The organism is Olsenella uli (genome assembly GCF_901212655.1).
GTDB lineage: Bacteria > Actinomycetota > Coriobacteriia > Coriobacteriales > Atopobiaceae > Parolsenella > Parolsenella uli_A.
Window position 1 is genome coordinate 30,988 of sequence record NZ_CAAKON010000044.1, and the last position, 22,495, is coordinate 53,482.

Annotated in this window: 18 protein-coding genes; 14 read left to right on the forward strand and 4 right to left on the reverse strand. The window is 67.0% G+C overall.

Translation table 11 applies throughout. The features are described from left to right. Positions 1 to 637 precede the first annotated feature (637 nt). On the reverse strand, positions 638 to 793 hold the full coding sequence (locus EFAMC2_RS08445) for a hypothetical protein (RefSeq protein ID WP_187325251.1): 156 nt from the start codon (positions 791 to 793) through the stop codon (positions 638 to 640). A gap of 534 nt (positions 794 to 1,327) precedes the next feature. Here EFAMC2_RS08445 and hisI point away from each other — a divergent pair. Both hisI and hisE read left to right on the forward strand, forming a co-directional pair. Beyond that, complete coding sequence (gene hisI / locus EFAMC2_RS08450; protein ID WP_154028554.1) at positions 1,328 to 1,792, forward strand: phosphoribosyl-AMP cyclohydrolase; 465 nt, start codon at positions 1,328 to 1,330, stop codon at positions 1,790 to 1,792. A 413-nt stretch (positions 1,793 to 2,205) separates the two neighbouring features. Then, positions 2,206 to 2,523 (forward strand): phosphoribosyl-ATP diphosphatase, encoded by a 318-nt coding sequence (gene hisE / locus EFAMC2_RS08455; RefSeq protein ID WP_154028556.1) that lies wholly within the window; start codon positions 2,206 to 2,208, stop codon positions 2,521 to 2,523. 425 nt (positions 2,524 to 2,948) lie between these two features. Here hisE and EFAMC2_RS08460 read toward each other — a convergent pair whose 3' ends face one another. Continuing rightward, entirely contained in the window at positions 2,949 to 3,866 is a 918-nt protein-coding gene (locus tag EFAMC2_RS08460; protein WP_154028558.1) for a PHP domain-containing protein, read from the reverse strand. A gap of 516 nt (positions 3,867 to 4,382) precedes the next feature. Between EFAMC2_RS08460 and EFAMC2_RS08465 the strand changes: the two genes are divergently transcribed. From EFAMC2_RS08465 to EFAMC2_RS08515, 11 genes are all read left to right on the forward strand, one after another. Next, a complete protein-coding gene (locus EFAMC2_RS08465; RefSeq protein WP_187325252.1) occupies positions 4,383 to 5,297 on the forward strand; it encodes a MurR/RpiR family transcriptional regulator in 915 nt (304 codons plus the stop codon). Positions 5,298 to 5,446: 149 nt separating this feature from the next. Further along, on the forward strand, positions 5,447 to 7,015 hold the full coding sequence (locus EFAMC2_RS08470; protein ID WP_261980213.1) for an FAD-binding protein: 1,569 nt from the start codon (positions 5,447 to 5,449) through the stop codon (positions 7,013 to 7,015). Positions 7,016 to 7,448: 433 nt separating this feature from the next. Further along, positions 7,449 to 9,053, forward strand: a complete 1,605-nt coding sequence (locus tag EFAMC2_RS08475) for an ABC transporter substrate-binding protein (RefSeq protein WP_154028564.1) — start codon at positions 7,449 to 7,451, stop codon at positions 9,051 to 9,053. A 129-nt stretch (positions 9,054 to 9,182) separates the two neighbouring features. Then, the gene (locus EFAMC2_RS08480) at positions 9,183 to 10,139 is read left to right on the forward strand and encodes an ABC transporter permease (RefSeq protein ID WP_154028566.1); all 957 of its coding nucleotides are present in this window, start codon (positions 9,183 to 9,185) and stop codon (positions 10,137 to 10,139) included. A gap of 4 nt (positions 10,140 to 10,143) precedes the next feature. Continuing rightward, positions 10,144 to 12,243 carry a dipeptide/oligopeptide/nickel ABC transporter permease/ATP-binding protein gene (locus EFAMC2_RS08485; RefSeq protein WP_154028568.1) on the forward strand — a complete coding sequence of 700 codons (2,100 nt, stop codon included), beginning with the start codon at positions 10,144 to 10,146 and terminating at the stop codon, positions 12,241 to 12,243. Continuing rightward, a complete protein-coding gene (locus EFAMC2_RS08490) occupies positions 12,244 to 13,074 on the forward strand; it encodes an ABC transporter ATP-binding protein (protein ID WP_154028570.1) in 831 nt (276 codons plus the stop codon). It begins immediately after the preceding gene. A 213-nt stretch (positions 13,075 to 13,287) separates the two neighbouring features. Next, positions 13,288 to 14,343 carry an acetylxylan esterase gene (locus tag EFAMC2_RS08495; protein WP_261980215.1) on the forward strand — a complete coding sequence of 352 codons (1,056 nt, stop codon included), beginning with the start codon at positions 13,288 to 13,290 and terminating at the stop codon, positions 14,341 to 14,343. Beyond that, positions 14,336 to 15,244, forward strand: coding sequence for an acetylxylan esterase (locus tag EFAMC2_RS08500; protein ID WP_154028572.1), 909 nt, complete (start codon positions 14,336 to 14,338; stop codon positions 15,242 to 15,244). Before EFAMC2_RS08495 ends, EFAMC2_RS08500 begins: the two co-directional genes overlap by 8 nt. Positions 15,245 to 15,359: 115 nt before the next feature. Beyond that, positions 15,360 to 16,280 (forward strand): dihydrodipicolinate synthase family protein, encoded by a 921-nt coding sequence (locus tag EFAMC2_RS08505; RefSeq protein ID WP_154028574.1) that lies wholly within the window; start codon positions 15,360 to 15,362, stop codon positions 16,278 to 16,280. Between the two features lie 259 nt (positions 16,281 to 16,539). Then, complete coding sequence (locus tag EFAMC2_RS08510) at positions 16,540 to 17,502, forward strand: ROK family protein (protein WP_154028576.1); 963 nt, start codon at positions 16,540 to 16,542, stop codon at positions 17,500 to 17,502. Between the two features lie 12 nt (positions 17,503 to 17,514). Beyond that, the gene (locus tag EFAMC2_RS08515; RefSeq protein WP_154028578.1) at positions 17,515 to 18,201 is read left to right on the forward strand and encodes an N-acetylmannosamine-6-phosphate 2-epimerase; all 687 of its coding nucleotides are present in this window, start codon (positions 17,515 to 17,517) and stop codon (positions 18,199 to 18,201) included. Positions 18,202 to 18,509: 308 nt separating this feature from the next. On the opposite strand, the gene EFAMC2_RS08520 is transcribed toward EFAMC2_RS08515, so the two are convergent. Continuing rightward, positions 18,510 to 19,520 carry a lipid II:glycine glycyltransferase FemX gene (locus tag EFAMC2_RS08520; RefSeq protein ID WP_154028580.1) on the reverse strand — a complete coding sequence of 337 codons (1,011 nt, stop codon included), beginning with the start codon at positions 19,518 to 19,520 and terminating at the stop codon, positions 18,510 to 18,512. 180 nt (positions 19,521 to 19,700) lie between these two features. Next, the gene (locus tag EFAMC2_RS08525; RefSeq protein WP_154028582.1) at positions 19,701 to 20,009 is read right to left on the reverse strand and encodes a hypothetical protein; all 309 of its coding nucleotides are present in this window, start codon (positions 20,007 to 20,009) and stop codon (positions 19,701 to 19,703) included. A gap of 298 nt (positions 20,010 to 20,307) precedes the next feature. Between EFAMC2_RS08525 and uvrC the strand changes: the two genes are divergently transcribed. Continuing rightward, positions 20,308 to 22,464, forward strand: a complete 2,157-nt coding sequence (gene uvrC, locus EFAMC2_RS08530) for an excinuclease ABC subunit UvrC (RefSeq protein ID WP_154028733.1) — start codon at positions 20,308 to 20,310, stop codon at positions 22,462 to 22,464. The last annotated feature ends 31 nt before the right edge of the window (positions 22,465 to 22,495 follow it).

The following is a 22,495-nucleotide window of genomic DNA, read 5'->3' on the forward strand; positions in this document are numbered from 1 at the left end:
TTGCGGGGCCTGCCGCACGGTTCCCTGTCTTGTGCTGCGGAAGGCCGGGAGCCCCTTGCCTGCTCTCGCATGGTGAGCAGGTTTATAAAATCGCAGGTAGAGGCAGCTCTCAATCATTCAGATTATTGGCTCTTATATTGATCTGGCCTCACGGGGAGGAACTTGGCGCTGTTTGCCCTGCCGCAATGTCGCAGCCGCCGTCTTTTGTGGACAAACTTGCCCTCGGCCAGCCCCGACTCCGCAACCGCCTTGATTCGTGGACAGCCTTGTCCTTGGCCAGGTTTGGGGAGCGCGCGTTTTGTAAGGCCAGACCACCCAGCTGAGGGTACGGGCGATTTTGGGCCAAGACGGACCTGTTCTGCGCCGGTCAGCCCCGATATCGCAACCGCCGTCTTTTGTGGACAAACTTGCCCTCGGCCAGCCCCGGCTCCGCAACCGCCGTCTTTTGTGGACAAACTTGCCCTCGGCCAGCCCCGGCATCGCAACCGCCGTGATTCCTGGACGACTTCACCCTCCCGGCCAACCGTGCCTCCCAGCCAACCGTGCCTCCCGGTCACCGGGCCTTATGGCCTCATCTGGGCCTGGTCTACAAATCCGCGGTCCACAGCAGGATGACCTCAAACGACTTTACAAACAATCAGAGAAGAAAGATGTCCGAGGCGAGGAGTGCGAGCAAGTTGTAGCCAAGGAGTGCTATGAGGTCGAGCGGCGGCCAGTCCACGACGGCCGTAACCACGCTCGAGAGCAGGACTGCAAGCATCACGAAGACGCATCCCCTGATTCCGGCGCCCATGGTCTGCCACCCTTCTTTGAAGTGCCTCCCCGGAACCCGTCCGATTTGGCGAGTCATTACAATTTGGCGAGTCATTACAAGACCAGCTTCGAGCTCCTTCAGCTTGTCCGCTCGTCGTGATGGCATTCGTCTCGTAACCACTTTCGAGGAAGGCCCTATTCAGGCGTCGCGACGAGGCGCTTCGAAGGAGGGCCGACCGCCATTCTTGCGGGGCGCCCGATGGAGATGGCCCCGCGAGGGGGTTGAGTGTGCGTGGCTGACGCGTCGTTGAGTCGAGGCCGAGCGAGCTCTCCTTCGGCACCTTGTCGATATGGCGAGATATCCGTGCGGCGCCGTCTGCGGTGACATTTGATCGTCCCAATCTGAAAGGCTCAGTTTGCGGACGAATGTACACACGTATGACGACCGCGATGTCATCCGACTTATTTGGTTCGCTCCTGACGCTTTCGCCCGGCACTTTAGTGTGCTAAAGTGCGCAACATGACCTAGCAAGTCTGTGGTGGCGCGGCCGAACGCCGCCGACAGGGAGGGACCATGGGAATCGACAGCGAGAAGACATCCGGCATCGACGTTAGGGCGTCTTCCGGCAACCAAGCACCTTCCAACAGTCGGCCGCCTTCTGGCAACCCGGCGCCTTCCGACAGCCAGGCATCTTCGCACTACGAGAACCTACGGGAGGGCTTTGACCCGTCTGCGCTCAAGTTCGATGACAAGGGCCTCATCCCGTGCGTCGTACAGCAGTTCGATACCGGCGAGGTGCTCATGGTTGCCTGGATGAGTGCGGAGTCCGTTCGCCTCACGCTTGAGACGGGTACCACGTGGTTCTGGAGCCGTTCGCGTCAGGAGTTGTGGAACAAGGGTGCTACCAGCGGCAACATGCAGCAGCTCAAGGAGCTGTGGGCAGACTGCGACTCCGACACGCTCCTCGCCAAGGTCGACTCGCCCGGCCCCGCCTGCCATACCGGCTCGCGCAGCTGCTTCTTCAAGCAGATCGGGTAGGAGCAGGGTGGCGGCTCGCGACAGCGGCGCAAAGGCCGTTCCGCCCGGCTCTATCGGGCGGGGGCCGGCTGCCCAAGGTTGGGTACGAGGGGGCAGCTCGTGACAGCGGCGCAAAGCCCCGCCCTGTCGGCTCTATCGGGCGCGGGGCGGCCGCTCAAATGCCCAACTCGTCTGACCGCATTGAGTACGACGCAGAATATGGCAAGCTGAGCCTATGGATTTGCGTGCCGCGAGGAATAGGGGTGCGCCGATGATCGTCGCCGAATGGGCGGCAGGCATACGACGCGCGAGAGAGCGGGACTGCTGCGAGGTGCCCCGCACGAAGGTGGGCCATAGCGGGGCCGCAGCGAGGCGCCCCGCGCAAGAAACAGACAACGTCGGCGCCCGCGCGCCGCAGACCGGAGGGACACATCATGGGAGTTCGTACCGCTAACGTGAAGGACGGCAACATCGGCGAGACGCTGGAGGGCCTGGCCGCCACCATCCACGGCCGCCGCGAGGCGTCGCCGGAGACGAGCTACACGGCCAAGCTGCTCACCGACGTCGAGGACGAGCTGCTCAAGAAGCTTGCCGAGGAGTCCAGCGAGGTCATCATGGCCTGTAAGGACAACGACCACGACCACATTCGCTACGAGTGCGGCGACCTCGTCTATCACCTGCTCGTGACCATGGAGCGCTACGGCATCACCCTCAACGAGCTTGCCGGCGAGCTCAACGCCCGCATGAAGTAGGCGCGCGGAGGGTCGAGCCCTAGTGCTCGGAAGCCGGGTCCTGACGCCCCGCCGAGGCATGGCGGGGCGTTCGCACGGTTGGGCAAAGCACATCACACCCCACAGTTTGGGAGCCTCGCTATCCCTTAATAGGACGAGGCTCCCACTTTGTGGGGGTGATGTGCTTTGCCCCGCTTTCTTTCGCGCTGACGGCCTGGCTGCCCGTGGGTGTGCGGTCCGCCTGTCGGCTCGGCCGACCGCAGGCGCGCAATTTGGTTGTCAGCCTGGCTGCCCGGGGGCGTGCGGCCCCTGTCGGCTCGGCTGACCACGGACGCGCAATTTGGTTGCCAGCCTGGCTGACCGGTGGCTGTGCAATCTGGTTGACGGCCACATACCCGGGGTGTGCGGTCCGCCCGTCTGCCCAGCGCCCTTGCGCGCCCTGCTGCCTACTCGAACGGCACGTGCTCCCAGGAGCCGTCGGCGTGGGGCACTTCCATGCCGCGGTAGCCCGCCGCGGTTGCGTAGCGGTAGGCGTCACGGATGCCCCAGCAGACGTCGCACGCACGGTGCGCGTCGCTGCCAACGGTGATGGGCACCTCAGCGCGATGGAAGCGGATCAGCAGCTCGGGGGAGGGATAGTAGGCCCCCACGCTCTTTCGGAGCCCTGCCGTGGACACCTCCACGCGCCGGCCCGTGTCATGGGCGCACGCGGCCATCTCGTCCCAGAGCGGCGCGAGGTCGATTGTGGGTGCGAAGTCCTCGTTCACGAAGCGCACGGCGAGGTCCGGGTGTGCCATGGAGCTGAACTCGAGCGGACTCTCGCAGGCGCGACACCAGCTGGCGGCGTAGCGGCGCCAGACCTCGTCGGCCCCAAGCTCCTCCCAGATATGCTTGTCGCTGCCGTCGTCGATCCAGCCTGCGCTGGAACCGGGAAGCCCGGCCTGCGCCGTGCCCACAGCCTCGGCGGAACCCGCCGCGCCGCCGCACACGTTGCCCGGGTCTCCCACCCAGTGCACGCTGCCCAGGCGCACCACGGCGCCTGCCGCCCAGCGCGCAACGTTTTCCTCGCAGCCCTCGTACCAGTCGCACTCAAAGCCGTAGACGAGCTCGAGCGGCGTTGCGGTGGCGGCCGTGAGCTCGTGAGCGAGACGCTCTGCCTCAAGGAACGCTGCGCGATGCTCGGCGAGGCGCGCCTCGGGCACCTGGCACTCGAGCTTGGGGTCCATGCTCGCCGGCAGCGTGAGGTGATCTGTTGAGACGAGGACGGAGCAGCCCGCCTCGGCGGCGGCGCGGACGTTCTCCTCGAAGGAGGGCTCGCCATCGGAGAAGTTGGTGTGGGTGTGGCAGTCGACGATGGGGGTCATGGGAACTCCAAACTGTGGAGGTTTGTGGTGTGAGTCCGGGCGGCTCCTGTCGTGGTGACCCGGGCACCTTGAGCCTGGATGGCGCCCGTCGCGCCTGGCCCGGGCCCCTTGAGCCCGGACGGCATCTGCCGCATCGGCTCAGGCCTTTGGTGGATAGCGGCAATCAAACGCGAACGGCGCGCCATGCGTAAGCCCGGGCGATGGCGCCGTGACGCCCGCCTGCTCCCCGCAAGGGTACCGTTCGCGGGCGCGCCGTCAACGCACGATGACCGACGCGATACAGTTTGGGAAAATGTTCCAAACGGGCGCGTCTCCGTGGGACCATGGTTTCGGGAACGGAACTCTTGTCCGGCGGTTTTGCCTCAGTCCCGGTCCAGGCACTTGAGACCTTGCCCCCGGCCCGGCACCTGCGACCTTGGCCCCGGGCAGGCATCTGCGGCCTCGGCCCTTAGGCCGGGCACCGCAAGCACGCCCGTTGCGCACGCAACTCGTCCCCACCAACAGGCGGGAGCATCCATGGCATCCGGCATCATGCAGACTATCGAGCGCGAGTACGCGGGCTTCACCCCCTCGTACAAGAAGGTGGCCGACTACTTACGTGCTCATCAGGACGAGGCCCAGTACCTCTCCATCTCCGAGCTCTCGGACGCGTGCGACGTGGGAAAGGCCACGATCTCGCGCTTCTGCGCCGCCCTGGGCTTCGACGGCTACAGCCGCTTCAAGCTTGCGCTGGCGCACTCCGTGGCAGACCGGGACGAGGAGATGGTGCTCGAGGTTCCCCAGGCGGCACGCTCCGAGGCGCGCATCCGGGCCTCCCAGGCGAAGGTGTCTGCCGGCGTGGAGCCCACGACCCTGCTGCCCGCCGCCGAGCGCGCCCGAGACCTGCTGGCCGCCAACGTGGCCGTGATGAGCCAGACCCTGCAGACCATGGACTTTGCCGCCGTCGAGCGCTCCGCCCAGATGCTCCTGGACGCGAGCTCCGTCTTCTGCCTGGGACACGGCGGATGCCAGCTCATTGCCGCGGACGCCTGGAGCCACTTCCTCACCATCTCGCCCAAGTTCCACAACGTGGCCGACAGCCACCTGCAGATCATGACGGCGAGCCTTCTGGACGAGACATCCGCCATCCTGTTCGTCTCGTTCCTCGGAGCCACGCGTGACGCGGCCGACGTGCTGGTTCCGGCGCGCAGGCGCGGGGCGAAGGTGGTGCTCGTGACCCATTACGCCTCCTCGCCGGCGGCGGAGCTCGCGGACGAGGTCCTCGTGTGCGGAGGACGGGAGACGCCGCTCGAGGGAGGCAGTATCATCGCCAAGACCTCAATGCTCTTTGCCGTCGACCTGCTGGCGGGGGAGTACTGCCGCCTTGCCGGTGACGCTGCCCTGCGAAACCGCGACGCCAGCGCCGAGGCGCTCGCCGCCCGCCTGCTCTAGGGTTGGCGCGTTCCATGGGGTGTGAGGCAGGGCGGCCGGTTCCAGGCCGAACGACGGGTCAGCCGGCATCGGCTCGTGCGGCGGCCGGGCCGGCCTTGGGACGGGCGGCTGATCGGTCCGCCATGCCGAGTGTGACGAGGCGGTCTGCCTTGGGCTGGGCAAGGGACCGGACGCTCTCCGTGCCGAAGTCGGGGGAGTGCGACGTGCTCGTGCTCGGCTGTGGCCTCGCGGGCCTTGCAGCCGCGGTTGCCGCCGTGCGGGAGGGCGCGCGCGTGACGCTCGTCTGCGCGGGCCCGCGCTTCTCGGGCTCGAGCTTCTATCCGGGAACCTGGGGCCTGGGCCTCGTGGGCCCGGACGGCAAGGCCGACGAGGCGGACCTCGAGGCGACCATCGAGCGCGTGGGCTGTGGGGTGGCCGACCCCGCCCTGGTCCGCACGCTCGTCTCTGGCATCACGCCCGCCGTGGCGCGCCTTCGCGAGATGGGCGTTGCGCTCCGGGAGCCTGCCCGGGCGTCCCAGCGCGAGTACATTCCCTGCTTCGACCACAAGCACCGCAGCTGGCACGGCGTCGAGGCGCCGAGCGTGCGCGCCTCGTTTGGCCGTGCGCTCGACGAGCTTGGCGTGCGCGTGCTGCCCGGGGCCTCGGCCGTGAGGATTGCCCGCCAGGACGGCCGCGCCTGCGGAGCCGTCCTGAGCACGGCGGATGGCCTCGGGTTCGTGGGCTCGCGCGCCGTGGTGCTCGCGACCGGCGGGTACGGCGCCCTGTTTGGCCGCCATCTCTGTACGCCCGATGTTGCCGGCGTGGGCCAGGGTCTCGCGCTCGAGGCTGGCTGCGAGCTCGTGAACATGGAGTTCATGCAGATGATGCCGGGCTATGTGTGGCCTCGGCGGGCGCTTGGCACCGTGTTCAACGAGAAGACCTTCCGCTGGGCGAGTCTCGCGGGTGCGGACGGGACGCCGCTGCTCGGGGGTAATGCGGGCCGTGCGGCCGAGCTGCTCGACATGAGGAGCGGCTACGGTCCCTTCACGAGCCGGCTCGCGTCGCGCGAGGTGGACCTGGCCATCGCGGATGCCGGCCCGGATGGTGCGTGGGTCTCCTATGACCCGACGCTTGCCGCACGCATGCCGGAGTTCGTGCGCACCTACTTCGACTGGCTTGCGCGCGAGCGGGGCCTCGCCGTGGGCGACCCCGCACGTATCGCGCTGTTTGCCCATGCGGCAAACGGCGGCGTGCGCATCGCGTCAGACGCGTCCACGGCGCTCGCGGGCCTCTTTGCCGCGGGCGAGGTGGCGGGCGGCATGCACGGTGCGGACCGTCTCGGCGGCCTGTCCTCGGCAAACTGCCTCGTGTTCGGGCACATCGCCGGTGTCTCGGCAGCTCATGCGTGCGAGGTGGCACCCCCGCCGCCCGCGTCTGCGACAGTGGACGCCCTCGCGCCCGTGGCCCCCGGTGCCCCGGGGAGGCTCAAGGGGGCCATGTCCCGCACCGCCATGGTGAGGAGGGACGAGGCCGGGCTTGCGGCCGCGCTCGCCGTGGTGGGGGAGCTGGACGAGGGTCTTGTTCCCGACGGACCCTCGGACGAGGCGGCCTGCGGCCACGAGCTTGCCCGCTCGCTCGGGTTTCGTGCCCAGCTCGCCTGCGCCCGTGCGGTTCTCGAGGCGGCCCGCGCCCGGAGCGAGAGCCTCGGCTCCCACTACCGCGCGGACGCCGGGGTCTAGCGCCTCCGCTCCCGCCGGAACGCCTCAGCTGGGCGGCCCACCCCCTCCGCTGACGCAGAGGCGCCGGGAAGCTCTTGTGCCCCACGCCTCCGATCCCGTCGAGACGCGTGCGGTTACCTGGGTGCTACAAGTTGGAACGCTACCGGGAATTAGTCCCATGCCATGCCAATGGCCTGCTCCTATTACCTCAAAACACAGCTAAGCGGGCCGAGAATTCGGGATAATTTGCCCAGTGGTAGCAAAATAGACGCAGAAGTGACCACTATTTCATAGACATTTCAACTCGGCGAACAATACCTACCACCCACCGGTTTGAGGACCAGATTGGGAACTTTTCCCAATTAGGATAGAGACGACCGAAGCACGACTGGTCGGGAATGCAGCGACCGCCCATACGGGGGACGGATCGCGTCGGCTGATTGGAGTGTTGGCTATGAAGACTGGAAACAACGGAATCTCTCGCCGCTCGTTCCTTGGCATGGCTGGTATCGCGGCCGCGGGCCTTGGCCTGGCTGGCTGCGGTGGCGGTGGCAATGACACGAGCGCGGGCAGCGGTTCCGCTGGCACCGAGGGTGGCGGCACCATTACGGCCGGCGCTGCGTACAGCACGCAGAACTACGACCCGTCCAGCACGTCCTCCGCACTTGCCCTTGGCACCAACTGGCACGTCGTCGAGGGCCTCTACGGCATCGACCCACACGACTACAGCACCTTCAACGAGCTTGCCGCGGCAGACCCGACCAAGGTCGACGACACCACCTTCGAGGTCACGATCCGCGACGGCGCCAAGTTCTCCGACGGCAAAGCCGTGACCGCCAAGGACGTCGCCTACTCCTTCAAGCAGTCCACGGCCGAGGGCAACATCTATATCTCGATGCTCGCCCCCATCGCCTCTGTCGAGGCCAAGGATGACACCACGGTCACCGTCAAGACCGCCATCCCCAACTTCTCGCTGCTCAAGGAGCGCCTGGCCGTCGTCCGTGTCGTGCCCGACGGTGCCACGAAGGACGAGATGACCGCCAAGCCCATCGGTTCCGGCCCCTGGATGTATGACACCATCTCCGACTCCGAGGTTGTCCTCGTCCCCAATCCCAACTACAACGGCGAGCACAAGGCCAAGGACGAGAAGATCCACTACTCCGTGCTGAAGGACGCCACCGCGCGCCTCACCGCCCAGCAGGAGGGCAGCACACTCGTCATGGAGGCCGCCGGCGCCGATGCCGTCGACACCCTCAAGGGCGCCGGCTGCAACATCGACACCGTTCAGGGCTTCGGCACCCGCTTCCTGATGTTCGACGTGGCCAAGGCCCCGTGGGACAACGTCAAGGTCCGCCAGGCCGTCATGTACGCCCTCAACTACGACCAGATGATCTCCAACGCCTTCGCTGGCATGGCCACCGCGCCGTCCTGCTACCTGCCGGAGACCTTCACCAACTACCACGAGGCCTCCACGGTCTACACCTATGACCAGGAGAAGGCCAAGTCGCTCATCTCCGAGTCTGGCATCACCCCGGGCACCATTGAGCTGCGCACCACGGACCAGACCGAGGTCAAGGCCATGGCCACGCAGGTCAAGAACGACCTCGACGCCATCGGCTTCACGGTCAACATCGTGACCGACACCTCCGCCGCCACCTACGCCGCCATCGACCAGGGCGGCAACGAGTACGACCTGCTGCTGGCCCCCGGCGACCCGTCCTGCTTCGGCGCCGACCCGGACCTGCTGCTCAACTGGTGGTTCGGTGACAACATTTGGATGAAGACCCGTTGCCCGTGGGGCACCTCCGAGGAGTGGAAGAAGCTCAACGAGCTCATGACCACGGCCCTCGGCCAGTCCGGCGACGAGCAGCAGTCCACCTGGAACGAGTGCTTCGACATCCTCGCCGAGAACGTCGTGCTCTACCCGGTGCTGCAGGTCAAGACCTCCACGGCCTACTGGGGCGACACCGCCGCTGCCGACGGCACTTCGATCAAGAACTTCAAGGGCATCGGCACCACTGGCATGAACTTCATCGACGCCTGCACCGCCAAGGCGTAATGGCATCGTCGGGAGGCTTCTCGGTGGGATGACCGGAGGCCTTGCGTCTGGAGGCCCGAGCGCACGTGGGCTCGGGCCCCTCTTTGTTGAATCGCGTGCATAGCAATCGAGTGAGAGAGGGGAGAGACCGTGAACAACCTGCTTCGCCTCATTGGGCGCCGCCTCATCGCGCTGCCGATCATGGCGCTGGGTGTCACGTTCCTCGTGTTCTTCCTCATGTCGTTCTCCAAGGTCGACCCGGCGTACAACGCCCTCGGCGAGAGTGCGACCCCTGAGGCAGTCGCCCAGTACCATGAGGAGCACGGCCTGGATGACCCGTGGGCCGTCCGTTACGTCCGCTACCTTGGTGGCCTCGTCCAGGGAGACCTCGGCACCTATGGCGCCGCGCAGTACTCCGTGGGCGACCGCATCGCCAAGGCGCTGCCGGTCACGATGCAGCTCACCTTCATCGGGCTCATCATCGGCGCCGTCGTCTCGTTCCTGCTGGGCGTCATTGCGGCGCTCTACCGAGACAAATGGCCGGACCAGCTCATTCGCGTGATTTCGATCGGCGGCCTCGCCACGCCGTCGTTCTGGCTCGCGGTCCTGCTCATCCTGCTCTTCTCATCCTACATGCACGTGCTGCCTGCCTCCGGCGCGCTGCCGAACTTCTTCACCAACCCGGGCGGCTACCTGGCGCGCATGATCATGCCCGCCGTCGCCCTGGCGTTCCCGCTCACCGGCCAGATGACGCGCATCGTGCGCACCGCCATGGTCGAGGAGCTTGACAAGGACTACGTGCGCACCGCGCGCGGCGCCGGTATTCCCGAGCGCATCGTCATCGCCCGCAACGTCCTGCGCAATGCCCTCATCACGCCCGTGACCACCCTCGGCCTCAAGATCGGCTACCTCATGGGCGGTGCCGTCGTCATCGAGGTCATCTTCAACCTGCCGGGGATGGGCATGGCGATTCTCGAGGGCATCCAGGGCAACGAGACCATGCTCGTACAGGGCGTCGTCATCGTCGTGGCTCTGTCCTTCATCATCATCAACATCGTGGTTGACCTGCTGTACATCCTGATCAACCCGCGAATCAGGACGGTGTAGGGACATGGCTGGAATTCGTGAGGAGCAGACCCAGAAGCTCGAGCAGGCCGCCGCGAAGGGTCTCAAGTTCAGCGGCCTCAAGAACATGAAGATGTCGAGCAAGGTCTCGCTCGCCATCCTCGTGCTCGTCGTGCTGGCCAGCGTGCTGGCGCCCCTGCTCGCCCCACACAACCCCGTCGACATCTTCACGGCGCGTCAGGCGCCGGGCGGCGGCTTCCTCTTTGGCACCGACGACAAGGGCCGTGACATCTTGAGCCGCATGCTCTACGGTGGCCGCTACTCGCTGATCATTGGCTTTGGTGCCACGGCCATGGCACTCGTCTGCGGCTCGGTCATCGGCGCCATCGCAGCCGTGAGCCGCAAGGCCGTCTCCGAGGTCGTCATGCGCATCCTGGACATTATCATGTCCATCCCGGGCATCGCGCTCGCCGCCGTCTTCGTGACGATCCTCGGCAACTCCGTGCCCTCGATCATCTTCGCCATCGGCTTCATGTACACGCCGCAGATCGCCCGTATCGTGCGCGCCAACATCGTCTCCGAGTACGGCGAGGACTACGTCCGCGCGGTCATCGTCTCCGGCGCCCGCGCCCCGTGGATTCTCATCCGCCACGTCCTGCGCAACTGCATCGCGCCAATCATGGTCTTCACCGTGACGCTCGTGGCAGACGCCATCATCTTCGAGGCCTCGCTGACGTTCATCGGCGCCGGCATCCAGGAGCCCACGGCCACGTGGGGCAACATTCTCGCCGACGCCCGCGGCGGCGTTCTTGCCGGCCGCTGGTGGCAGGCGGTATTCCCCGGCCTCGCGATCATGATCACGTGCCTCGCGCTCAACATCCTCTCCGAGGGCCTCACTGACGCCATGGCCGCCAAGCCCGGCGCCCCGGTGGACACGGAGAACTCCGAGAGCCGCCGTGCCGACGACATCCTCGCCTCCGACCCGGTGCGCGCCTACAAGGAGCAGGCCGCCCCGCTGGAGCGTCGTCTCTCCGCGCTGCGCAAGGTTGAGCTCGCCCGTACGGACCGCCACGTGCCCGACTTCTCGGTGCAGCCGATCCTCGAGGTCAAGAACCTCTGCATCAGCTTCGAGAGCCATGGTGACGTGAAGGTCGTCGACAACGTGTCCTTCTCCGTGCGCCCGGGCCAGTGCATGGCGCTCGTGGGCGAGTCCGGCTGCGGCAAGTCCATCACCACCAAGGTGATCATGGGCCTCACCGACCCCAACGAGAACATCACCGGCGAGGTGCTCTACAAGGGCAAGGACCTCGTGAAGCTCAGCCGCGACGAGCACCGAAAGCTCCTTGGCCACGAGCTGGCCATGGTCTACCAGGACGCCTTGTCCTCGCTTAACCCCTCCATGCTCATCTCCAGTCAGATGAAGCAGCTGACGAGCCGCGGCGGCACGCGCAGCGCTGAGGAGCTGCTCGAGCTCGTGGGCCTCGACCCCAAGCGCACGCTCGAGAGCTACCCGCACGAGCTCTCCGGCGGCCAGCGCCAACGCGTGCTCATCGCCATGGCGCTCACACGCGACCCGTCGCTGGTCATCTGCGACGAGCCCACCACGGCCCTCGACGTGACCGTGCAGAAGCAGGTCATCAAGCTGCTGAACGACCTGCAGAAGAAGCTTGGCTTCGCCATGATCTTCGTCTCGCACGACCTCGCCCTCGTGGCCGAGGTGGCCTCCGAGATCACGGTCATGTACGCCGGCCAGATCATCGAGCAGGCGCCCACCAAGGAGCTGCTCACCAACCCGATCCACGAGTACACCCGCGGCCTTTTGGGCTCGGTGCTCTCGATCGAGGAGGGCGCCAAGGACGGCACGCGCCTGCACCAGGTGCCGGGTTCGGTGCCCTCGCCCGAGGACTTCCCCAAGGGCGACCGCTTCGCGCCGCGCTCCAGCCATCCCATGGTTGGCCTGGACGTGCATCCGGTCATCAAGCAGCTGGGCGCGGGTACGCACCACTGCTTCGCCGAGCTGCCCGATGACTATCTCAAGGCCAACGGTCTCAATCCGTTCCTCGAGTGCCACCAGACCGAAGACGAGGCGTTTGCAGCGGCCGTCGCCGCCGGGACGCAAGCCAGCTCCGAAGGGGAGGTGAGGTAGATGGCAGACGTCAAGGCAAAGGACCCCAACCAGCCCATCATCTTCCTGGACGACATCTCCGTGACGTTCAAGACCCGCACGGGGTCGCTGCTGCACCCCAACAAGGTGCACGCCGTGAAGGACATGACGCTCAAGCTCATGCCGGGCGAGACGATCGGCATCGTGGGCGAGTCTGGCTGCGGCAAGTCCACGACGGCAAACGTCATGTGTGGCCTGCAGTCGCCGACTTCTGGCCACGTGTACTTCGAGGGCGAGGATGTGACGAGGCGCAGCGCGGACCTTCGCAAGAAGATCGGCCGCGTGGTCTCCGTCGTGTTCCAGGACCCGGCGACGGCCCTGAACCCGCGCATGACCGTGCGCGACCAGCTGCTTGACCCGCTGCTGGTGCACAAGGTTGGCACAGATGCCGAGCAGGAGAAGCGCATCCACGAGCTCATCGGCCTTGTGGGGCTGCCCAAGAGCGCCCTGCGCGCCCTTCCCGGTCAGCTCTCCGGTGGTCAGCGCCAGCGTGTCGCCATCGCCCGCGCCATGTCGCTCAACCCCTCGGCGATCATAGCCGACGAGCCCACCTCGGCCCTCGATGTGTCCGTGCGCGCGCAGATCCTGAACCTGCTCACGGACCTCAAGCGCGACCTCGGCCTGTCGATGATGTTCATCAGTCACGACATCCAGACCGTGCGCTACATCTCGGACCGTATCATCGTCATGAACCACGGCCAGATCATGGAGCAGGGGCCGGCCAAGCAGGTCTTCGAGAACCCGCAGGACGACTACACCAAGATGCTCCTGGGCGCGGCGCCATCGCTGCTGCATCCCAACCTCGGCAAGTAGCTGAGCCGATTCATCCCGCGTCCGCCGGCTCATCCCCCTCGGCCGGCGGGCGCACCCTCCCGCTCGCATGTGCGCCTGCCCCTTTCCCTCCCCATGAGTCACCTTGGCCCAGTGGCCGCCATCCCGTTTGACTCATTCAGGAGGGCGAATGAGCCAAATGGGATGGCGGCCGTGGCGGGGCTGATTCGCCAGATGGGGGAGAAGGGAGCTGTCGTGCCATACACGCGAGGCCAGATTGAAGATCTTGCCGGGTATCGCGGCTCGACCCCGGTGCCTCCGGACTTCGACGAGTTCTGGGCGACCCGGATCCAAGAGGCAGACTCGGAGCCCCTCGAGTGGGAGCTCGTGCCTGCCACCGAGGCCATGGGCGGGGCGAACATCTCGCCCGAGGCCATCGCCGGCGCCTCCTGCAAGCTCTATGACCTGTGGTTCCGCGGCATGGGAGGTGCGCGCCTCCACGCGAAGTACCTCGTTCCCAAAGGCGAGCTCGCACTCTCCCAGGCGCACGAGGGCGAACCCTTCGAGGGCATGCCGCTCGTGCTGCAGTTCCACGGCTATCCCGGCACGAGCAGGAGCTGGCTCGAGCAGATGAGCTACGTGGGCATGGGCATGGCCATCCTCGCGTTCGACTGCCCGGGCCAGGGCGGTCCCGGCAACGACGTGGGCGGCTACGAGGGAACCACCGTCTCCGGCCACATCGTGGCGGGGCTCGACGGGGACCCGGCAGGCCTCTACTACGTGCGTTGCCACCAGGACATCCGCATCCTGTGCCGCATCATTCGCGAACTCGAGGGCATCGACCTCTCGCGCGTCTACGTGAACGGCGCCTCGCAGGGCGGCGGCCTTGGCATCGCGTGCGCGGCGCTCAATGCGGACCTCGTGAGCCGGGCGGCGATTCTCTACCCGTTTCTCTCCGACTACCGTCGCGTCTTCGAGCTCGAGGCGGACGACATTGCCTACGAAGGCCTTCGCTACTACGCCCGCTGGTTCGACCCGGCCGGTGAGCGCACAGGCGAGGTCTTCGGCAAGCTCGCCTACATCGACTCGGTGAGCTTTGCGCACCTCGTGCGCTGCGAGGTGCTGTTTGGCACGGGCCTCGCCGACATCGTGTGCCCGCCACCTACCCAGTGCGCCGTCTACAACAACCTGGACTGCCCCAAGCGGCGCGTGCTCTTCCCGGACTTTGGCCACGAGGAGATCCAGGCGTTCGACGACATGATCATCGACTTCTTCAACGCGGGCCTGAGGGGAGGCGAGCGCGATGAGTGATTCGTCCCTGACCGAGGCCTCGCTCGGATGCGAGCTGCCGGCGGGCTTCCGTGAGTTCTGGGAGCTGCGCGCCGCGAGCGCCCGCTTGCTGGGCGAGGGCGACGTTGGGCTGTCTCCGCTGGAGTTCGCGAGCCCTTCGGCGCGCTACGCCGAGCTCGTGGTGTCTGCCCCGGGCGCGCGTACCCTGCGTGCTCGCTACGTGAGGCCGGCTACGGACGCGCCCGTGCCGCTCGTGCTTGCCTTCCCCGACTGGTACCAGGGCGTGCGCGGCTGGCATCACCTCACGCGGTTCGTGGCGCTCGGCGTCGCCGTGGTGATGCTCGACGCCCGCTCGCTTGGCTGGGAGTCCCTCGATGCCTCGGCAGGCTGGGAGTCCGCGCCCGAGGGGCTCGCGCTCGCGGGCGCCTACACAGACGCCCTGCGCGTCTCAGCGGCTGCGCTTGCCCTACCCGGCATCGACCTTGCGCGCGTGAGCACATGGGGCGAGGGGCTCGGTGGCTCGGCGGCCGTGGCCGCGGCCGCCCTTTTGGGTGACACCTCCTGGCGCTGTGCGGCCTGCAACCCCTTGCCGGCTGGCATCGATTTGGACGCACCTGTCGCGGCCGGGCCGCTCGCGGGCATCACGCGGCGCTTCCGCGCCTCGGACCCCACGCGCTCGGGGGCAGGGGCGCTCGCACGGGCCCTCTCCTACGCGGATGCCGCTAACCTGGCCTCGCTTCTGCGTGGCGAGCTGCTCGTGGGCACGGGGCTCATGGACGACCAGGCGCCCACACGGGGCCAGGCCAAGCTCGTGTCCTCGGCGCAGGCGGCGGCGAGCGTGAGACAGGTTTGCTACCCGCGCCACGCGCACGAGCGCATCAACGAGTTCGAGAACGAGCTCGTCGGCTTTCTCGTTCGCTAGATTTACCGCGCAGGACGCGGCCCGCCGGTCCATACTGGGGGGGCGGCCTTGCGCCAACGCATCACGCACCAATAAGCGGCCGCTCGCGCGGCCATGGAACAAAGGAGTAAATCCCGTGGCTACCAAGAAGTTCTCCGGTGTCATCCCGCCTGTCGTCGTCCCCGACACGGCCGACCACCAGCTCGACGTCCCCTCGTTCGAGCGCGTCATCAACCGTATGATCGACGCCGGCGTCGACGGCCTGTTCTTTATGGGCTCCACCGGTGAGGTCGTCTTCTCCACCGACGAGCGCCGCAAGCAGATCATCGACGAGGCCATGCGCATCGTCGACCACCGCGTGCCGGTCTTCATGGGCTGCATCGACACCGAGACCGAGCGCGTGATCGAGCACGCCAAGTACGCCGAGCAGGCCGGCGTGGACGCCATCGTGGCCACCTGCCCGTTCTACGCCCTTGGCGGCACCACCGAGATCGAGGACCACTTCCGCATCCTGCACGAGGAGCTGTCGCTGCCGATCTTCGCCTATGACATCCCCGTCTGCGTCCATACCAAGATTCCCTGGAAGCTCCTCGCCAAGCTCGGTGCCGAGGGCGTGCTTGCCGGCGTCAAGGACTCCTCCGGCGATGATATCTCCTTCCGCTACCTCGTCCAGGAGAACGAGAAGAACGGCCATCCGATGAGCCTGCTCACCGGCCACGAGATCGTGGTCGACGGCGCGTACCTCTCCGGCGCCGACGGCTCCGTGCCGGGTCTCGCCAACGTCGAGCCCTATGGCTACGTGCGCATGTGGCAGGCCTACCAGGCCGGCGACTGGGCCACGGTCAAGAAGGAGCAGGACCGCCTGAACGAGATCAGCCACATCTTCGACTGCACGAGCGGCGTCACCGGCTACGCCGGCGGCGTGGGCGCGTTCAAGACGGCTCTGTGGCTCATGGGCATCTTCGAGACCAACCAGATGCCGCGCCCGGTCCGCCCGCTCGAGGGCGCCAACGTCGAGGCCATCAAGAAGGTCCTCACTGACACCGGCCTCCTCTAGCTTGTCATTGGGGGCAGGCCCTTTTGCAAGTTTCCTGAAAGGGAAGGATGGGGGGGGTCCGAGGGCATGCTGTGTGGGATACGCCCTTTGGCATGCAATGCGGAACAGTCCCTTTTGCAAGTCTTCTGATAATCGGGGAGCGAGTTGTGGCCGCTCCCCACATGGCACGCTCGGGGCCGGCCAGTCTTTCCAGGCGGCCGGCCCTACCCCTATACCAACAAGAGGCGGCTGTGCCGCCAAAGGCTTCAGGGAGGCAAAGATGGCGGAGACGAAGCGCGTCGTCGCGGTGGACATCGGCGGAACGAAGATCGCGGCCGGCGTGGTGACGCTGGGCGGCGAGGCCCCCGTGGTGGAGGCCGTGGAGAAGGTTCCCACCGCGGCGATGGAGGGCGGTCGCGCGGTGCTGGCCCGCGTGCTCGAGGCCATACGCGGGGCCCTTGCCCGCGCCGAGGGCGAGGTTGCGGGCGTGGGCATCTCCAGCGCCGGCGTCATCGACCCGCGCACCGGCGACGTGACGTTCGCGAACGACCTCATGCCCGGCTGGGGCGGCACCGCGCTCGGCGCGGCCGTGACCAAGGAGTTTGGGCTTCCTTGCCGCGTCCTCAACGACGTCCACGCCCACGCGCTGGGCGAGGCTCGCTGGGGCGGCGGGCGCGACGCGCAGAGCTGCCTTGTGGTTGCCGTGGGCACGGGCATCGGCGGCGCCTTCGTGGAGCGCGGCCAGATCATGCTTGGCGCACACGACGAGGCCGGTCATATCGGGCACGTCTGCTGCCCAGCCGCCGCGGGCGTGCCGTGCTCGTGCGGCGCCACCGGCCACCTCGAGCCCGTCGCCGCTGGCCCCGGCATCATCGACGAGTACGTGCGCCTTGGCGGCGACGCTACTCAAGCAGACGGCACGCCCATGGACGGCGCCGAGATCGACCGTCGTGCCGCCGCGGGCGACGAGGCTGCCAAGGCCGCCGAGGCCCGTGCCGGCCACGCCCTGGGCGAGGTGCTCGGCAGCATGTGCAACATGCTCGACCCCACCTGCGTGATCCTCTCGGGCTCCGTGGCGCAGTGCGGTCCTAACTGGTCAGGTGCCATGCGCGAGAGCTTCCTCGGCCAGGCTATGCCGCCCGTCCAGAAGACGCCCGTAGTCGATGGCGAACTGGGCGGCAACGCCCCGCTTATCGGCGCGGCCGAGAACCTCGTCAAGCCCGGGTATGCCGAGCTCAGCTAGAAGGGGAGTCCCATGTCTGTGAATCCGTTGATCGAGTCGCTCAAGGGCAAGCTCGTCGTGAGCGTCCAGGCCTATCCAGGCGAGCCGCTGCGCCACCCGGAGACCATTGCCCAGATGGCGCGCGCCTGTGAGCTGGGAGGGGCGGCGGCCATCCGCTGCCAGGGCCTTTCTGACATTGCTGCCATCAAGGGCCGCGTCGAGGTTCCCGTCATCGGCCTGTGGAAGGAGGGGCACGAGGGCGTCTACATCACGCCGACCCTGCGCCACGCGATTGCCTGCGTGAACGCCGGTGCCGACGTCGTGGCCATCGACGCCACGGATCGCCCGCGTCCGGACGGTCGCACCTTCGAGGAGACCGTGCGTGACCTGCGGGCCCAGTGCGACACCCTCATCATGGCCGACTGCATGACCATCGAGGACATCCGCCGCGGCGTGGCGGCCGGCGCAGACCTCGTCTCCACAACGCTCTCGCACAACAAGCCCGCTATCGACACTACGCTTGACGATGGTCCTGACCTGCCAATTCTTCGTCAGGCCGTGAGTGAGTTCCCTGGGTTCCCAGTGGTGTGCGAGGGACATATCCACACGCCTGCCGACGCGCAGGCCGCCATGGGCGCCGGTGCCTGGGCGTGTGTCGTGGGCACGGCCATTACCCACCCCACGAGCATCACGAGCTGGTTCGTGGACGCCATCAAGTAGGTTGGTGCATGCGGGGCCGGGCTACCGGCAGGTATGCTGCGAGACGGTCCAGCGCTGACTAAGTGGCAGCGGTCGGATGGCAACTCGGTGCGGTGCCGGATGGATGGCGGTGCCGGATGGATGACAGCGCTGGATGGATGGCAGTTGGGGGTGCGTCGCCTTGGACGACGCACCCCCTACTCGTTCTCTCGGCCATAGCATCGACCGCGCAAGACCCATATGGCTTCGGGCTCGAGGTTTTGGCCAATCCTGACGTTGCGAGCGTGCAATCTGCAGCCATCGCCCGCATCTGCGGCCCTCGGCGGCCCTTACTTCCGGTCGCGCAGGCGCTTTGCCGTCACGAGGGCCTTGTAGAACAGCTTCTTGAGCGGCAAGTCGCGGTCGGGTGCCACGGGGGTCACCTGCTTCGTGAACTTGGTCTTGAACTCGTTTAGACCCATGAGCTTGGGCGAGAACTCGCTGCCGATGGCCATCATGTCGTAGCCGGTCACGGCCTTGTTGGCGCCCAGGTCGCAGCACTCGAAGTAGACGAGCTTGTCGGTGACGTGCTTGCGCATGGTGTCGTTCCTGCTCGCGCCGTAGTAGCGCACGGCGCGCTCGCCAAAGATCGTGACGATGGACCACGTCACCACGCGTCCGTCGATGCGGCCGGCGTAGACGCGGCAGTGCTCGGAGCCCAGGATGCGAATCATGTCCTCGTAGTCGCTGCAGGGCGCGGGATGGAAGCCGTCGCGCTCGCCGGTCTCGCGCATGACGTCGTAGTACTCCTCGAAGCTCTTGGCGGCGCGCTCGGTCTCGTCGGCGCACTCCACCGGGCTCTCGCGCAGGGCCTTGCGCACGTCGCGGCGGCCGCGAGGCTTCATGCGAGAGAGGATGGCCTCGTCGCCGCCGGTGACGTCGATGACGACGGTCTGGTCGTAGGGGATGCCGGAGAGGGTCGGCTCGCAGGCGGGCAGGTCTGCCGCCACGCACAGACGCGCGAAGGTCTGCTTCGAGTCGCGCTTGCGAACGTGGGCGGCAAGCGCCGCCATGGCCTCGGCCTCCTGCTCGGGGGAGGGGGCCTCCACCCACACCGGCGCGTGGTTGGAGCGCAGGTAGTGGTAGCCGTGGGTCTTGTGGTCGAAGAGGCTTGCGAGGGCGAGCGTCTTGGGCTGGCCACCCTCGCCCTCGCCCACGAACTCAACACAGCCCCAGGGCGTGCGCCCGTCGATGGTTGCCTGGTAACGGGCCCACGGCTCGGTCTGCTCAATGGGCAGCCCAAGCCCGAGCTCGGCTGCCTTCTTCTCGAGCTCGTCGATCGTGATGTCGCGCACCTGCATCTCGTGGCCTCCAAGTCCCTGGGGTTTGGCACGGTTGTCCAAATTGGCATAAAGACAGGCCCGCACCCTCGGTCTCACAAGGAGAAAGGATACGGGCCTTGGCTATTTGCGGGCTGTAAGAACCTGAAACTGTGTAGGGCACGTGATGAACCCGCTCGTTACCACGTTACCCTCGAAGCTCTAGCGCTCGCGGGCCTCGCGCATGATGCGGCGGCCGTCCATGACGCTCACGACAATGCCGGCGACGGCGAGGACGATGGCGATGGTGGCGGCAAGGCCGCTGGACTCGAGCATGCCGCCCTGCAGGGCAGCGTAGACGGCAGCGAGCAGGCACGCGGAGACCGCGACGCCCACGATGCCCTTGGAGACGCCCTCGACGGCGGCCATGGCCTGCGTGTGGCCTACGCTCACCTCGGTGCGCTCGCCCGCGACGAGAGACTGCTCCCAGCGCTTGTCGGAACCCTCGAAAGTAGTGGTAAGACCAGCCATGATGTCTCCTTACTCTTGAGACGTACTGATTTGGCGCATTGCGTATCGAACAAGACAAAATCGGTAAACGGTATTTATCCGTCGGTGAACGATAGCACTCGTTGGGAGAATGGCAAGTACTCACAAGGTGATTTGACAGCTCGCTGATACTATTTGGTAACAACGAAGGGGGCGGTGCCAGGTGGCGGACGAGCGAGTGGGTCAGACGGAAACGAGCGCGGGGGACGTGGACCGGAGCGGCGCGCCGGACGCCGCCGGCGTCGCGCCCGCCATGCCAGAGTCTTCCGCGAACGTGACTATGGCGGATGCAGCAGGTGTCACGGCCGCCGTGTCTGCGCCTCCCTCGGTCGAGGCCGCCGCGCCAGGCGCCGCCGCCCGCAACGAGGCCGCGCACGCCCCGAGCATCGCCGAGCAGGTGTCACGCGTGCCCACCGACCCCGGCTGCTACCTATGGAAGGGCGCGGCGGGCGAGGTTCTCTACGTGGGCAAGGCCAAGAACCTGCGCGCCCGCATGCGCCAGTACGTGCAGCTCACCGACGAGCGGCCCATGGTGCCGCGCCTCATGGCCGCCACGCGCTCGTTCGACTACGTGGTGGTGGGCTCCGAGCACGAGGCGCTCGTGCTCGAGATCAACCTCATCCACCAGTACCGGCCACCCTTCAACGTGGACCTCAAGGACGACAAGAGCTACCCCTTCATCGCCATCACGAAGGGCGACCTCTTTCCGGCCATCAAGTACACGCGCGAGCGTCACCGTGCGGACACGCGCTACTTTGGCCCCTACACCGATGCCCGTGCCGCCCGCGCCACCATCGACGTGGTGCGCAAGGTAATGCCGCTCTGCATCGGCACCTGCGCGGAGTGGAAGCGCGTGCGCCGCCAGGTGCAGGCCCATCCCGAGCAGACGGACGTGGTGGCCCTCGCCCAGGCCGAGCACGGCCGGCCCTGCTTCGACTACCACGTGGGCCGCGGTCCAGGTGTGTGCGCGGGCTGCATCACGCCCGAGGAGTACGCGGGCCACGTGGCACAGGTGGAGCGCTTCCTCTCCGGGCATCGCGCGGAGTTCGTGAATCAACTCAAGGGCGAGATGGCCGAGGCCGCCGCCAATCTGGACTTCGAGCGCGCGGGGCGCGTCAAGCGCAGGCTCGCCGTCATCGACGGCTTGGACGACAAGCAGCGCGTCGTGCTCTCGAGCGCGCAGGACGTCGACGTCATCGGCTTTTGGCGCGAGGAGACCATCGCGGGCGCCTGCGTGTTCGTGGTGCGTGAGGGCCGCGTGAGCCGCACCTGCGAGTTCGTGCTGGACAAGGGTCTCGACGTGGGCGAGGAGGAGCTCACGAGCGGCTTCGTGAAGCGCTACTACGACCAGACGAGCGACATCCCGCTCGAGGTCTGCGTGCCCTGCGAGCTGGGTGACGCCGAGACGCTCGAGGGCTGGCTCGGCGCCCGGCGCGGTCGCAAGGTGGAGCTCCACGTGCCCCAGCGCGGCCAGAAGGCCGCCATCGCCAAGATGGCCGTCAACAACGCCCATCACTACCTCGCGCGCTACGAGCTGCGCACCGGCTACGAGGACAAGCGCACCAACCAGGCGCTGCTCCAGCTCGAGAGCGCGCTCGCCCTCGACGAGCCTCCCATGCGTATCGAGTGCTTCGACATCTCCACCATCCACGGCAAGCATACGGTGGCGTCGATGGTGGTCTTCACGGGCGGGCACCCCGACAAGGGCCAGTACCGCCGCTTCAAGATTCGGGCGGAGCTGGACGAGGCCAACGACTTCGTGTCCATGAGCGAGGTTTTGGCCCGTCGCTACAGCCCCGAGCGCATGGCAGACGAGCGCTTTGGCAAGAAGCCCGACCTGCTCATCCTCGATGGTGGCAAGCCGCAGCTCACGGCTGCCATCGAGCAGTTGGGCGAGCTGGGGATCGACATCCCCATGGCGGGTCTCGCCAAGTCCGACGAGGAGCTCTTCGTGCCCTGGGACGATATGCCGGTGGTGCTGCCCTCGGGCTCTGCCTCGCTCTACCTGGTGAAGCGTGTGCGAGACGAGGCCCACCGCTTCGCGATCACCTTCCATCGCGAGCTCCGCGACAAGGCGATGACCGTCTCGATCCTGGACGAGATTCCGGGCGTGGGGGAGAAGCGGAAGCGGGCCCTGCGCCGTGCCTTTGGGTCCATGAAGCGCCTGCGCGATGCCACTGAGCCCGATATTGCCGCCGTGCCAGGCATCCCGGCGGAGGTGGCGCACGAGATTTGGGAGACCCTGCGCGCCTGGGATGAGGAGCTGGGGCGTGGCCGCGCCCGCGCGCTTGGTGAGGCGGGGGAGACGGGCGGCACCGCCGAGGGTCTGGCCGCGGATGGCGCGCCCGACGCCGCGGGGGCTGCCGCCGGGGCGACGTCCGTTCGCGGGAGCGAGGCGGAGGGCGCGGACAGGTCGGCGGTACAATCGGGCGCGTAGGCCCCGACCGGGGGTTTCCACGTCATCGCGA